We start from the raw sequence: 13639 nt of genomic DNA, 5'->3' as shown, positions 1-13639 counted from the left end.
CACGATCTTCCCAGCCGCGGGCACATCGGAAAAGGAGCCCGAATGTTTTACAGAGATGAGCGCCTGGCGCTTTTCATCGACGGCTCGAACCTCTACGCGGCCGCCAAGGCGCTCGAGTTCGACATCGACTACAAGCTTCTCCGGCAGGAATTCATGCGCCGTGGCAAGCTGTTGCGCGCATTTTACTACACTGCCCTTCTCGACAACGACGACTACTCGCCGATCCGTCCCCTCGTCGACTGGCTGAACTACAACGGCTTCACCATGGTGACGAAGCCCGCGAAGGAGTACACCGACAGCCAGGGTCGGCGGAAGGTCAAGGGCAACATGGACATCGAGCTGGCGGTGGATGCCATGGAACTGGCGCCGCGGGTCGATCACATCGTGTTGTTCTCGGGCGATGGCGACTTCAAGCCGCTGGTCGAGAGCCTGCAGCGTCAGGGCGTGCGCGTGTCGGTCGTGTCCACGATCCGCAGCCAGCCGCCGATGATCGCCGACGAGTTGCGCCGCCAGGCCGACAACTTCATCGAGCTCGACGAGTTGAAGGAAGTGATCGGCCGCCCCCCGCGCGAGCCGCGCCACGTGGCCGAGCGCGCCGAGGTGCCGCAGAACGGATGAGCGGACGGGCCGGGAACCCCGCCGGCCCGTCCTTGAAAGCCAGGCCACAGGCCGCATTTGATGCCTGATGCCTGGCTTCGATCTCATCGCACAATCCGTCACGCTCTTCGCCGCCGCCTTCGGCGCGGCCACCGTGCTGCCGTTCCAGTCCGAAGTTGTCTTCGTCGCCCTGCAACTTGCTGGCGATATCGGCACAGGCTGGCTGATCGTCGTAGCCAGCACAGGCAACGTGCTGGGCGCGGTGGTGAACTATGTGCTCGGCCGCTGGGTCGAGCATTTCCGCGGACGCCGCTGGTTTCCAGCCTCCGCCCGGCAACTGGACCGGGCACAGGCCTGGTATGCGCGCTGGGGCGTCTGGACACTCTTGCTGAGCTGGGCGCCTCTGGGCGACGGCTTTACCGTGGTCGCGGGGATGATGCGCACGCCGGTCTGGATATTCCTCGCGCTGGTCACCATTGCCAAGACCGGGCGATATGCCGCGCTTGCCTGGGCCACGGCGGCGGCCGCCGGCTAGGCCGCGGGGCTGGACGACAAAGGCCCGTGGGTTTACCTCTTGGACGAACAGGAGAGACGCCATGACCAAGCCCCCGCTGACCCTTTACCTCGCCGCGCCGCGCGGATTCTGCGCCGGTGTCGACCGGGCGATCAAGATCGTCGAGATGGCGCTGGAGAAATGGGGCCCGCCCGTCTACGTCCGCCACGAGATCGTGCACAACAGGTTCGTCGTCGACGGGCTGCGCGACAAGGGCGCCGTCTTCGTCGAGGATCTGGACGAGTGCCCGCTCGACCGCCCCGTGATCTTTTCCGCCCACGGCGTGCCGAAATCGGTGCCCGAAGAGGCCGCGCGGCGCGAGATGATCTATGTCGACGCCACCTGTCCGCTGGTCAGCAAGGTGCATCTGGAAGCGGCCCGCCACCACGAGAACGGCAAGCAGATCGTGATGATCGGCCATCGCGGCCACCCCGAGACGATCGGCACCATGGGCCAGCTGCCCGAGGGCGAGGTTCTGCTGATCGAGACCGCCGACGAGGTTGCGGATCTGACCGTGCGCGATCCCGACCAACTGGCCTACATCACCCAGACCACCCTGTCGATCGACGACACCGCGGGCGTGGTCCGGGCGCTTGAGGCGCGGTTCCCGAATATCGAGGGGCCGCACAAGGAAGACATCTGCTACGCCACCACCAACCGCCAGGGCGCGGTCAAGGCGCTGGCGCCCAAGGTGCAGGCGATCCTGGTGATCGGCGCGCCGAACTCGTCGAACTCGCGCCGGCTGGTCGAGGTGGGGGCGGCCGCGGGCTGCGACTATTCCCAACTGATCCAGCGCGCCGCCGATATCGACTGGCGCGCGCTCGAGGGCGTGTCGGCGGTTGGCCTGACCGCGGGCGCCTCGGCCCCCGACGTGCTGGTCGATGAGGTGGTGCAGGCGTTCCGTGACCGGTTCGACCTGACGGTCGAACCGGTGGTGACCGCCACCGAGAAGATCGAGTTCCGCCTGCCCCGCATCGTGCGTGAACCGGCCTGAGGCACCTGACGATGCCCGGCACGATCCGGGCACATCCCCAGACGATCCGGAGTTTCGATGAAAGAGGTGCCGACTTCCGCCCTGATCCTGGGCCTTGCCGGGCTGATCCCGTTCCTCTGGGGGGCGGGGACAGTGGTCTTTCCCGGGCTCTCCGAATTCGGAGCGGCCAATCTCGGCCCGCGCTTCATCGGCATCTACGTGCTGAATTTCTACGGCACGATCATCCTGGCCTTCATGTCGGGCGTGCTCTGGGGCTTTGCGACCAAGGCCGAGGGCGCGCGGGCCGGGATCGGGTATGCGCTGTCGGTGATTCCGGCGCTCTGGGCCTTCTTCATGGTGGGGGGCGGCGCTGAAAGCTCGGTGATCGCGCTGATCGCGGGTTATGCGGGGCTGCTTTTGCTGGATGCGTTCTACTGGCAGGTCAACCTCGCGCCCCGCTGGTGGATGCGGCTGAGGATCCCGCTGACCGCCGTGGTGGTGGCCTGCCTCGCCGTGTCGCTGCCGTGACGGCGCCGGACGCGCAGACGTTGGCCGTCTACGCGGCGCGGGCGCGGGACTATTCCGAACTGCACCACGGGCCCGACACCGCGCGGCGGCTTGCGGCCTTCATTTCGGCGCTGCCCCCGGGGGGAGCGGCGCTCGACCTTGGATGCGGGCCGGGCTGGGCCGCTGCGGCCATGCGCGCGGCCGGGCTGAACGTCACCGCCGTGGACGCGAGCCCCGAGATGGCGCAGGTGGCGCGCGACCGCCATGGGATCGAGGTCGTGGTCGCGCCTTTCACTGCACTGGACGCCGAAGGTGCGCTTGACGGGATCTGGGCGCATTTCAGCCTGCTTCACGCGCCTCGCGCAGCGCTGCCCGGCCACCTTGCCGCGATCCGCCGCGCGCTGCGGCCCGGCGGGCGGCTGGCACTGGCGCTGAAGCTGGGCGAGGGCGAGGGGCGCGACCGGCTGGGGCGGCTTTATACCTATGTCGGGCGCGGGGAACTGACCGGACTCGTCACCGCCGCGGGATTCGCCATCGAGGCCGAGGAAGTGGCGGCCACGATGGGCTTTGACGGCACCGAGTGCGAAAGCGTCTTCCTGACCGCCCGGCGCGATTGACGCCCCTTGGCGGGCCCCCTAAACCTGCGCGTCCGAGCAGCGGAGGGAACATGCCAGAGCTTTACGCCTATACCGATGGGGCCTGCAGCGGGAACCCCGGGCCGGGTGGCTGGGGTGTGCTGCTGCAGGCCAAGGACGGCGAGCGCGTGGTCAAGGAGCGCGAGTTGAAGGGCGGCGAGGCTGCGACCACCAACAACAGGATGGAACTGCTGGCCGCGATCAACGCGCTGGAAAGCCTGACGCGGCCATCGAAGATCACCATCGTCACCGACAGCGCCTATGTGAAGAACGGCGTGACCGGCTGGATCCACGGCTGGAAGCGGAACGGCTGGAAGACCGCCGACAAGAAGCCTGTGAAGAATGTCGAGCTGTGGCAGCGGCTGGAGGCAGCGCAGGCCAGCCACGAGGTGCGCTGGGAGTGGGTCAAGGGCCATGCCGGCCACCCCGAGAACGAGCGGGCCGACGAACTGGCGCGCGCGGGCATGGCGCCGTTCAAGCGGTAGTTCGGGTTCCTGCGGCAGCAGCCGGGGCTTTCACCGGCAAGACGCTCAGAAGCGATCTTCCCCGTGCTCGACATCGGCCGACATGCAAAGCCGGCCGTCCGGACCCCGGATCCAGAGCCGGTTGCCCGACCGGCAGATCGTCGCCGTCTCGTGATCCAGCAGCGCGGAATACGCACGAAAGCCGAACTGGCGCAGCGGCCCGCGCGCCGTGGCCCGCAGCATGAGAAGCTGCGCCAGCAGCGGCCCGTGGACGACAAGCCCGCCATAGCCCTCGACGTCCATGGCATAGTCGCGGTCGTAATGGATGCGGTGGCCGTTGAAGGTGAGCGCCGAATACCGGAACAGCAGCGTCGGTGAGAATACCGCCGCGATCTCGTCCTCGGCATCCGCGGGGGCGATGGGCGGCGCGGGCCTTGGTGCGTCGGGGCGCGGGTCCTCGCGGTAGACAAGATCCTGCCGTTCGCTGACGCGCAGGACGCCCGCCTGCACGATGTCATGGCGCAGCGTGACGAAGGCAAGCGGCCCGGTCCGGCCCTGCTTGCGCGTCACCGCCTCGACGGTCGTGGTCTTTTCGGCGGGGATTCCGGCGCGAAGCGTGCCGTAGAAGGTGAGGTGTCCGCCAGCCCACATCCGCCGCGGCAGGCCCAGATCCGGGATGAACCCGCCGACCGCCGGATGGCCGTCGCGGCCCAGCTCGGCGGGCGGGCGCGCCTCCCAGAAATAGACCTGATGGAAGAAGGGCAGCAGCACGCTACGCTCCCCCGGCGGCGGCCCGTCGAGTGCCAGCGCGGCATGCAGCGCGGCGGCCCGGACCGGGTCCATCGCGTCGCGTAGGGTTTGCGTTCTGCCCACGGCCTCGTGCATGGGCGCGACGCTAGCCGCAGCAAAAGAAAGGTGCAACGCGCATCGCAGCGCAGCCAGTCGAGCGTGCCCGCCAGCCGCGCCTAGCGCCCGATCTGGGCCTTCAACGCGGCCATCAACTCCGCCAGCAACTTCAGCCCGACCTCGTTGGTCAGACGGCCGGCATCGTCGAACTGCTGGCTGGCATTGCCGACCAGAACCTCGGGCCCCTGCAGCAGGCGCGGGCGAAAGGCGACCATGCAATGGCGCAGCGCGAACTGCGTGCGCGGCCCGCCTGCGGCCCCCGCGGCTGCCGACAGGATCGCCACCGGCTTGTCGGCCCAGGGGGCGCCCTTGGTCCGGCTGACCCAGTCGAGCGCGTTCTTGAGAACACCCGAGATCGACTTGTTGTATTCCGGCCCCGAGATCACCACCGCATCAGCCGCGGCGATCTGGTCGGCGAGCCGCTGAACGGGGGCGGGGATGCCGTCGCGCACCTCGATATCGCCGTCATAGAGCGGCAGCCGCAGGTCGGCCTCGGCGAACTCGGCCGGGTCGAAGATCCGCGCCGCTTCGCGCATCAGCATCGTGTTGAACGAGCCCCGCCTCAGCGATCCGGAAATCCCCAGAAGCCTGTGTTCAGCCATGCCCATCCTCCATCCGGTGTCGCCCCATAGCTAAGGCGCGGCTGGCGATGTGCAAGCGCCTTGCCCCCGCCCGGCGTCTGGCGCAGGGTGCCGCGCGACAGGCGATGGAGGACAAAGCATGGCACGGCATGGCGGGCGCATCCTGGCGGACCAGTTGGCGGTCCAGGGGGTCAAGCGGGTCTTCTCGGTGCCGGGCGAGAGCTTTCTCGCCGCACTGGACGGGTTGTATGACGCGGGCATCCCGAACATCGTCTGCCGGCAGGAAGGCGGCGCGGCGATGATGGCCGAGGCGCATGGCAAGATGACCGGCACGCCCGGCGTACTGTTCGTCACCCGCGGGCCGGGGGCGACCAATGCGGCCAGTGGCCTGCACGTGGCACGGCAGGATTCGACCCCGATGGTCGTTTTCGTCGGCCAGATCGCGCGGGGCGACCGTGACCGCGAGGCGTTCCAGGAAGTCGATTACCGCCGCTTTTTCGGTCCGCTTGTGAAGTGGGCCGCCGAAGTCGACCAGACAGAGCGGTTGCCGGAATACATCTCGCATGCATTCCACGTCGCGACGTCGGGGCGCCCCGGCCCGGTGGTCCTGGCCCTGCCCGAGGACATGTTGAGCGCCGAGGCGGACGTGCCAGACCTGGCCCCGCCCGCCCGCCTTGCGCCCGTGGCCAGCCCGGCGCAGGTGGCCGCCATCACCGACGCCCTGAGCCACGCCCGGCGCCCGCTGGTGGTGGTCGGCGGACCGCACTGGTCGCGCGAGGCCGCGGCCCATCTGGCCAGCTTCGCCGAAGCCTTCGACCTGCCCGTGGCCGCCACCTTCCGCCGGCAGGACCACATGGACAACCGCCATTCGCATTACGCGGGCGATCTGGGTGTGGGGATGAACCCGAAACTCGGGACGCGGCTGGCCGAGGCAGACCTTGTGCTGGCGCTGGGCACGCGGCTGGGCGACACGGCGACCAACGGATATACCCTGCTCGACCCGGCAAGGCCGGGACCGCGCATCGTCCATGTCCATCCCGACCCGGACGAGCTTGGCCGGGTGTGGCGACCCGATCCAGGCATCGCGCTGCCCGCCCCCGCCATGGTCGCCGCACTTGCACGCCTGACCGGCCAGCCCGGCCCCTGGGCCGAATGGACGGCCGCCGCGCGGCGCGACTACGACGCCTGGACCACGCCCCGGGAAACCCCTGGCGCAGTGAAGATGGAACAGGTGATCGCCTGGCTCTCGGACCACCTGCCCGAGGACGCGATCGTGACCAACGGGGCGGGCAACTACGCGGCCTTCCTGCACCGCTACTTTGCATTCAAGGGCTACGGAACGCAGCTTGCACCGACCTCGGGATCCATGGGCTACGGCTTTCCGGCAGCGATCTCGGCAAAGCTGGAACATCCCGGCCGGCCGGTGATCTGCCTTGCCGGCGACGGCTGTTTCCAGATGACGCTGAACGAGATGTCGACCGCGGTGCAGCACGGGGCGAACATGGTGGTGATCGTGGCGAATAACGGGCGCTACGGGACGATCCGCATGCACCAGGAGCGGACCTATCCCGGCCGGGTCAGTGGCACCGATCTGGCCAACCCGGACTATCCGGCGCTGGCGCGGGCCTATGGCGGCGACGGGGTGGTGGTGGCGGACCAGTCCGAGTTTCCGGCGGCGATGGACCGCGCGCTGGCCGCAGACGTTCCCTTCGTCGTGGAACTGCGGCTGGACCCCGAGGCGCTGGCGACCAGCTTCACGCTGAGCGAGGCACGCGCGATGGGCAGGGCGCGCTGAGGCAGCAGGGCCCGGGCCCGCCTCAGACCGGCTCGGGCACCGCGCCCGCCAGCGCCATGTCCAGCGCCGCCGCACAATGGATCTGCGTCGTGTCGAAGACCGGCACGGGCACGTTGCCCGCGTTCAGCAGCATGCCCACCTCGGTACAGCCGAGGATCAGGCAATCCGCCCCCCGCTTGGCCAGCCGGATCGCGATCGCCTCATAGGCCGCGCGACTTTCATCGCGGACCACGTCACGGCAAAGCTCGTCATAGATGATCCGGTGGGTCTCGATCCGATCCTCGGGACCGGGCAGCATCGGTGCCAGCCCCGCCGCGCGCAGCCGGTCGGTGTAGAATGTCTGCTCCATCGTGTAGGCGGTGGCCATCAGACCGGGCTTTGCCAGACCCGCCGCGCGGATCGCGGCCGCCGTCGCGTCGGCGATGTGCAGGAACGGAATCCGCACGCCCGCCATCATCGGCTCGGCCAGCTTGTGCATGGTGTTGGTGGCGAGGATCAGCAGGTCCGCCCCCCCGGCCTCCAGCGCGCGGGCCTCACGGTTCAAGAGCCGGCCGGCCGCCGCCCAGTCGCCCGCCGCCTGCATCTCTTCGACCAGGGCGAAATCGAGCGAGCGGATCAGAAGTTCCGCCGAGTGAAGACCGCCCAGCCGGTCGCGGGCACCGCGGTTCAGCGCCTCGTAATACAGTGCGGTGGAAGCGGCGGACATGCCGCCGAGGATGCCGATGGTCTTCACTTGGGTCGCTCCTCTGTCGCCCGGGTGATGGGCCAGCGCCCGGCCTGATGCAAGGCGACAAAGGGAAACGGGCGGCCGATCGGCCGCCCTTCGCCGCCTACTCGGCGGGCACCGGTGCGGACCCGCGCGCCCGGCCGAAATGGCGCCGGTTCAGGTGGAAGGTGAACCAGACCATAACGATCTGGATCACCACGGCCAGCGCCGAGATCGCCCAGTAGCCGACCGAGAACTTGACCACCAACCCCGAGGCCACCAGCCCGGCGTTCAGCCAGAACTGCAGCATGACCGACAGCGCGACGCCCGGGCAGATCAGGGCATAGGCGCCCGCCGAATCGCCCGCGCCGAAGATATAGGCGCGCCAATAGCCCTGGCGGTTCAGCACGAGAAACCCCAGGAGCAGGAACACGACCTGCACCGCCATCAGACGCGACAGGAACACCAGCGTCTCGACCGCCGAAACCTCGGCGCCGAAGGTGTGGGTCATTCCGTGTTCCTGGCGCAGGAAGGTGATGCCAAGCACCGTCATGATCGGGATCACCACCATCAGCGTCGGCCCCGATTCCCGCGCGGTGCCGTAATGCAGCATCGAGTTGAACCCGGTGATCGCCGCGACCACGGCATAAAGGATCGCCGCCACCCCGAAGAAGGTGGACCCGATCAGGCTGATGCCCGCGGTCAGGGGCACCGTGCTCATCGCAGCCGGCGCGGCAAAGCCCACGGCCACCATCGACAGCGCGAAGGCCGGCAGGAGCTGGGCAAAGGAGTTGTGCGCGGTCACGTCGAACACACCACCGCGGGTCAGCACGCGGCCGAAGAAATGGCCAAGCTGGCGGAACGCCAGGACCCCGATCAGCCCGAACGCGATCAGCGCCATGGGGAACAGGTATTCTACCACACTCCACAATCCCGGCACGAAGGCCATGCCCAGCACGAAGCCCACGTTCACACTCATCGCCAGTGCCAGCGGCATCGCCAGAAGCTGCGTTTCGGCATTTGTGCTGGTCAGGTCATGCCAGGCGGGCGTGCCCTTGAGGCGGCGGTACTGGGCGATGTTCCAGACCAGCAGGCGGATGTTGTGGAACGCCAGAACGGCGATGCCGAAATAGGCGACCGCGATCATCCCCTGCATCACCGGACCGCCAGAGGCGAAGGCCTGGGCGACATCCTCGAACACCGGCACCGGCTGGCCGGGGTGGGGCACCCAGAAGAACAGATACATGAAGAAGGTGACCGCAAGCCCCCCCGCGCCCAGCGAAGCGAGGAAATAGAGAGGAGAGTAGCGGTCGGCAGGGCGCGTGGCCGGGATGGTCATGGGGGCTCCATTTCACATTCAATCTTCAGAATGTGTTTTAAATAGATATCCATAATATTGCAAATGGGTTTCCCTGCCGAATAGCCGCGCCATCGTTAACCAACGGTTAACCATGCTCTGGCCCGATGGCGTGATGAACCGGCCGGTCCTTGTCCTGCTCGCCCTGACGCTCGCCGCCTGTGACTCGCCAAGCCCTGATTTCGGCGGGCTTCCGGGCACGCGGGTGACGGTGGACGGATCGACCTTCGCGGTCCGCCGCAAGGGCAACACCGCACAGGCGATCCGGCTGAACCGGGAATGGCGCGCGGGTGTGATGGCACGCGGCTTCATCGCGATCGAACAGGCGACCGGATGCGAGGTCCGCCCCGGAACCCTGTCCGGCGATCCGGCGGTGATCTACGCCAGGATCACCTGCGCGGAACCCTGACGCGGCCGGAAACACAGGCCGATCCGCTTTTCCATGAACATGTTCGACGGGATGTCCGGATAACCGCCGAAGGGGCCGCAGTCGACAAACCCCATCGCACGGTACAGCCGCACCGCGGCCTCCAGCGCCTCTCCGGTCTCCAGCCGCAAGAGGCCAAGCCCGATGTCGCGGGCGGCCGCCTCAAGCTCCTCCATCAGCGCCCGGCCAATGCCCCGGCCGCGCTGGCCCGCGTCGACGTACAGCCGCTTGACCTCGCCATAGCCGCCCTGGTCGACCAGGGCGACGCAGCCTGCAGGCACGCCGTCATGCCGGGCCACCAGGAACTGCGTCGACTTGTTGGCCAGTTCCTCGGCCGAAAAGCTGAAACATTCCTCGGGCGGATAGACGGCAAGCAGGGCCGCCTGGCTGGCGTCGACCAAGGCCCGACCGTCTTCGGACAGGACCGACTCGGTGCCGATTGTGACAGCCATCGGAATTTCCCCTTCGCAACTCGCGCCGGGTATTCGCCAGCCCGGCGCCCGTCGTCAAGTGCGACCCGGCGTCTTCCGGCGGACGGTGCCCGACCGAGGAGCGCAAGGACAATATCTTGTGGAAAACCGCCGATGCAAATCCATATGATGGGGTCACCACTTGACTCGACGAGCGCCCCGCCAAAGGATCAGGGGACCATTCGGGAATCAGGACAGGACGCTTGCCTTGCGCTTCAACCGGCTCAGGCTCAACGGCTTCAAGAGCTTCGTCGACCCTACGGATCTGGTGGTCGCCGAGGGGCTGACGGGCGTGGTGGGCCCGAACGGCTGCGGCAAGTCGAACCTTCTGGAAGCCTTGCGCTGGGTGATGGGCGAGAACCGGCCCACAGCGATGCGGGGCGGCGGGATGGAGGATGTGATCTTTGCGGGTGCCGCAACGCGCCCCGCCCGGAACTTTGCCGAGGTCAGCCTGCTGATCGACAATTCCGACCGGCTGGCGCCTGCGGAGTTCAACGATTCGGATATCCTGGAGGTGGTCCGCCGGATCACCCGCGATGCGGGCAGCGCCTACAAGATCGGCGGCAAGGACGTGCGGGCGCGCGACGTGCAGATGCTGTTCGCCGACGCCTCGACCGGCGCACATTCGCCCGCGCTGGTCCGGCAGGGCCAGATTTCCGAACTGATCAACGCCAAGCCCAGCAATCGCCGCCGCATCCTCGAAGAGGCCGCAGGCATCTCGGGGCTGTACCAGCGCCGCCACGAGGCCGAACTGAAGCTGAACGGCGCCGAGCAGAACCTGTCGCGGGTCGATGACGTGCTGGACCAACTCGCCCAGCAGCTGGCCCAGCTTGCCCGGCAGGCGAAACAGGCCGCGCGCTACCGCGAGATCGCCGCGGAACTGCGCCGGTCCGAGGGGCTGCTGCTGTACCGCCGCTGGCAGGAAGCCGACACCGCCCGCACCACGACCGAGGCACTGCTGAGCGAGCGCACCCGCGCCGCCGCCGTCGCCGAGGCCGCCGCGCGCAGTTCCGGCAAGGCCCGCGACGAGGCCGAGGCCGCCCTGCCGCCCTTGCGCGAGGAAGAGGCCATCGCCGCGGCGATCCTGCAACGGCTGGGGGTGCAACGCGATGCGCTGACCCAGGAAGAAGGCCGCGCCCGCAGCGCGATCGAGACGCTGACAGGCCGGATCGTGCAGCTTGGCCGCGACATCGAGCGCGAGGCGGGGCTGAACCGCGACGCGGGCGACACCATCGCCCGGCTCGAGGCCGAACAGGCTGAACTGGAAACCGCCCATGACGGGCACGAGGCTGCGCTGGCGGCTGCCGCCGAGGCCGCGCACGAGGCGGCGGCGGTGCTGCGCGACCGCGAGGAGGTTCTGAGCCAGAAGACCGAGGACATGGCCCGCCTGTCCGCCCGCCACCAGTCCGCCCAGCGGCTGCGCGAGGACACGGCCCGGACAGCGCTGCGCAACGAGGACGAAGCCCTGCGGGCCCGCGCCACCGTCGACGAGGCCCGTGCCGCGCTTGATGCCGCGCACGAGGCGGTCGAGGCGGCGACCGCGCGGCAGGAGGACGCCGCCGAGGCCGCGGAAGCTGCCGAGGCCGCGCTGATCGCCGCCGACGAGGCGCGCGGCGCCGCCCAGGCGCACGAGGCCGAGGCCCGTGCCGAGAAATCCGAGGCCGAGGGCGAGGCCGGGGCGCTGCGGGCCGAGGTGGCGGCACTGTCTCGGCTCGTCGAGCGCGACACCGCCGATGGGGGTCAGGTGCTGGACCTTCTGGCCGTCGACAAGGGGTACGAAAAGGCGCTGGGCGCGGCACTTGCCGACGATCTGCGCGCCCCCGAGGCCCGGGGCGACACCCCCTCGGGCTGGGCCTCGCTGCCCCCCTATGACCTGCCGCAGCCGCTGCCCGGGGGCGCCGCGCCGCTGGCGGACCACGTGTCGGTTCCGGCGGTGCTTTTGCGCCGGATCGGCCAGATCGGGTTGGTGCCGGACCGCGAGACGGGATTGCGTCTGCAGCCTGCGTTGCAGCCCGGCCAGCGGCTGGTCAGCGCCGCGGGCGACCTGTGGCGCTGGGACGGTTTCCGCGCCGGTGCCGAGGACGCGCCCAGCGCCGCGGCGCTGCGCCTGCAACAGCTGAACCGGCTGGTGGAACTGAAACGCGATCTGGACGAGGCCACCGCCCGCGCCGATGGCGCCGCCCGCGCCCACGAGGTTCTGGCGCAGGATCTGGCTGCGGCGACAGAGGCCGACCGTGCCGCCCGCGAAGCGCGCCGCGCCGCCGACCGCGACATGGCCGAGGCGGGGCGAACCCTGTCCCGCGCCGAGGGCGAGCGCGACATCGCGGCCAGCAAGCTTGAATCGGCCCGGATGGCGGTTGCGCGCCACGACGACGAGGCGACCACCGCCCGCGCCCGCCTGCGCGAGGCCGAGGCCGCGCTGGCAGAGCTTGGCGATCTCGACGTTGCCCGCGCCGAGGTCGAGGACGTCCGCACCACGGTCGAGGCCGCGCGGATGACGATGATCGCCCGCCGCGCCGCCCATGACGAACTGAAACGCGACGGCGAGGCCCGTGTCCGGCGGCTGGCCGAGATCACGAAAGAGGCCGCGAACTGGCGCAAGCGGCTTGAAACCGCCGAGACCCGGATCGCGGAACTGGCCGAGCGCAAGGCAGCGTCAGAGGCGGACCTGGACGAGGCCGCCGCCGCGCCCGAAGAGATCGCGGCGAAGCGCGAGGAACTCGACGCCGCCATCGCGCAGGCCGAGACACGGCGCCGGACGGCGGCGGATGCGCTGGCCGAGGCCGAGACGCTGCTGCGCGAGTCCGAGCGCGCCGCCCGAGACGCCGAGCGCGCCGCCAGCGAGGCCCGCGAGGCCCGCGCCGCCGCCGAGGCCCGCGCAGAGGCCGCGCGCGAAACCGTCGCTCATGCCACCACTCGCATCGCCGAAGAAATGGAGACCACGCCCGCGGCCCTGCTGGACATGCTGGATGCCGATCCGGACCGGATGCCCTCCGCCGAGCAGATCGAGCATGACGTCACCCGGCTGAAGCGCCAGCGCGAGGCACTGGGCGCGGTCAACCTGCGCGCCGAGGAGGACGCCAAGGCCGTGCGCGAAGAGCACGCGACCCTGGCCGCCGAAAAGCAGGATCTGGAAGAAGCAATCAAGGCGCTGCGGTCGGGCATCGCCAGCCTCAACCGCGAGGGGCGCGAGCGGCTGCTGACCGCCTTCGAGCAGGTCAATTCCAACTTCGCGATGCTGTTCACCCATCTCTTCGGCGGCGGCGAGGCGCGGTTGGTGCTGGTCGAATCCGACGATCCGCTGGAGGCCGGGCTGGAAATCATGTGCCAGCCGCCGGGCAAGAAGCTGTCGACCCTCTCGCTCTTGTCGGGGGGCGAACAGACGCTCACGGCGCTGGCGCTGATCTTTGGGGTGTTCCTGTCGAACCCTGCGCCGATCTGCGTGCTCGACGAGGTGGACGCGCCGCTGGACGATGCCAACGTGACGCGGTTCTGCGACCTCCTGGACGAGATGACCCGGCGGGCCGATACGCGTTTCCTGATCATCACCCACCACGCGATCACCATGAGCAGGATGGACCGGCTGTTCGGCGTGACCATGGCCGAGCAGGGCGTCAGCCAACTGGTATCGGTAGACCTGAAAAAGGCCGAGCAGATGGTCGCCTGAG

General features: G+C 69.1%; 14 protein-coding genes. 9 read left to right on the top strand and 5 right to left on the bottom strand.

The window, feature by feature from the left end; translation table 11 throughout:
* Positions 1-42: 42 nt before the first annotated feature.
* The 6 genes from EV655_RS14410 (at position 43) to rnhA (ending at position 3750) form a co-directional block, all read left to right on the top strand.
* Entirely contained in the window at positions 43-618 is a 576-nt protein-coding gene (locus tag EV655_RS14410) for a LabA-like NYN domain-containing protein (protein ID WP_132546050.1), read from the top strand.
* A gap of 67 nt (positions 619-685) precedes the next feature.
* Positions 686-1132: a YqaA family protein gene (locus EV655_RS14405; RefSeq protein ID WP_132546048.1), complete on the top strand. Its 447-nt coding sequence runs from the start codon at positions 686-688 to the stop codon at positions 1130-1132.
* Positions 1133-1193: 61 nt separating this feature from the next.
* Entirely contained in the window at positions 1194-2144 is a 951-nt protein-coding gene (gene ispH / locus EV655_RS14400) for a 4-hydroxy-3-methylbut-2-enyl diphosphate reductase (RefSeq protein WP_132546046.1), read from the top strand.
* Positions 2145-2201: 57 nt separating this feature from the next.
* On the top strand, positions 2202-2651 hold the full coding sequence (locus tag EV655_RS14395; RefSeq protein WP_132546044.1) for a DUF3429 domain-containing protein: 450 nt from the start codon (positions 2202-2204) through the stop codon (positions 2649-2651).
* On the top strand, positions 2648-3247 hold the full coding sequence (locus tag EV655_RS14390; RefSeq protein WP_243645089.1) for a class I SAM-dependent methyltransferase: 600 nt from the start codon (positions 2648-2650) through the stop codon (positions 3245-3247). The genes EV655_RS14395 and EV655_RS14390 overlap by 4 nt, the downstream gene beginning before the upstream one ends.
* A 50-nt stretch (positions 3248-3297) precedes the next feature.
* Entirely contained in the window at positions 3298-3750 is a 453-nt protein-coding gene (gene rnhA, locus EV655_RS14385; RefSeq protein ID WP_132546042.1) for a ribonuclease HI, read from the top strand.
* A 45-nt stretch (positions 3751-3795) separates the two neighbouring features.
* Here rnhA and EV655_RS14380 read toward each other — a convergent pair whose 3' ends face one another.
* Together EV655_RS14380 and EV655_RS14375 are read right to left on the bottom strand one after the other, a co-directional pair.
* Positions 3796-4614: an HTD2 family dehydratase gene (locus EV655_RS14380; RefSeq protein WP_132546040.1), complete on the bottom strand. Its 819-nt coding sequence runs from the start codon at positions 4612-4614 to the stop codon at positions 3796-3798.
* 80 nt (positions 4615-4694) lie between these two features.
* Entirely contained in the window at positions 4695-5237 is a 543-nt protein-coding gene (locus EV655_RS14375; protein WP_132546039.1) for an NADPH-dependent FMN reductase, read from the bottom strand.
* Positions 5238-5355: 118 nt separating this feature from the next.
* Here EV655_RS14375 and EV655_RS14370 point away from each other — a divergent pair, with 118 nt between their 5' ends.
* The gene (locus EV655_RS14370; protein WP_132546037.1) at positions 5356-7011 is read left to right on the top strand and encodes a thiamine pyrophosphate-binding protein; all 1656 of its coding nucleotides are present in this window, start codon (positions 5356-5358) and stop codon (positions 7009-7011) included.
* Between the two features lie 22 nt (positions 7012-7033).
* Here EV655_RS14370 and EV655_RS14365 read toward each other — a convergent pair whose 3' ends face one another.
* Complete coding sequence (locus tag EV655_RS14365) at positions 7034-7744, bottom strand: aspartate/glutamate racemase family protein (protein WP_132546035.1); 711 nt, start codon at positions 7742-7744, stop codon at positions 7034-7036.
* A gap of 97 nt (positions 7745-7841) precedes the next feature.
* A complete protein-coding gene (locus tag EV655_RS14360) occupies positions 7842-9056 on the bottom strand; it encodes a TsoY family (seleno)protein (RefSeq protein WP_132546033.1) in 1215 nt (404 codons plus the stop codon).
* 112 nt (positions 9057-9168) lie between these two features.
* Here EV655_RS14360 and EV655_RS14355 point away from each other — a divergent pair, with 112 nt between their 5' ends.
* On the top strand, positions 9169-9483 hold the full coding sequence (locus EV655_RS14355) for a hypothetical protein (protein WP_132546031.1): 315 nt from the start codon (positions 9169-9171) through the stop codon (positions 9481-9483).
* Here EV655_RS14355 and EV655_RS14350 read toward each other — a convergent pair.
* Positions 9453-9953 (bottom strand): GNAT family N-acetyltransferase, encoded by a 501-nt coding sequence (locus EV655_RS14350; RefSeq protein WP_132546029.1) that lies wholly within the window; start codon positions 9951-9953, stop codon positions 9453-9455. The two genes, EV655_RS14355 and EV655_RS14350, sit on opposite strands and share 31 nt — an antisense overlap.
* A gap of 226 nt (positions 9954-10179) precedes the next feature.
* On the opposite strand from EV655_RS14350, the gene smc reads away from it, so the two are divergent.
* Positions 10180-13638: a chromosome segregation protein SMC gene (smc, locus tag EV655_RS14345; protein WP_132546027.1), complete on the top strand. Its 3459-nt coding sequence runs from the start codon at positions 10180-10182 to the stop codon at positions 13636-13638.
* The last annotated feature ends 1 nt before the right edge of the window (position 13639 follow it).

Origin of the sequence: Rhodovulum euryhalinum, from assembly GCF_004342445.1 — a bacterium.
GTDB lineage: Bacteria > Pseudomonadota > Alphaproteobacteria > Rhodobacterales > Rhodobacteraceae > Rhodovulum > Rhodovulum euryhalinum.
The sequence above is the reverse complement of the archived record's forward strand: the minus strand, read 5'-3'. Positions and strand labels throughout refer to the sequence as shown.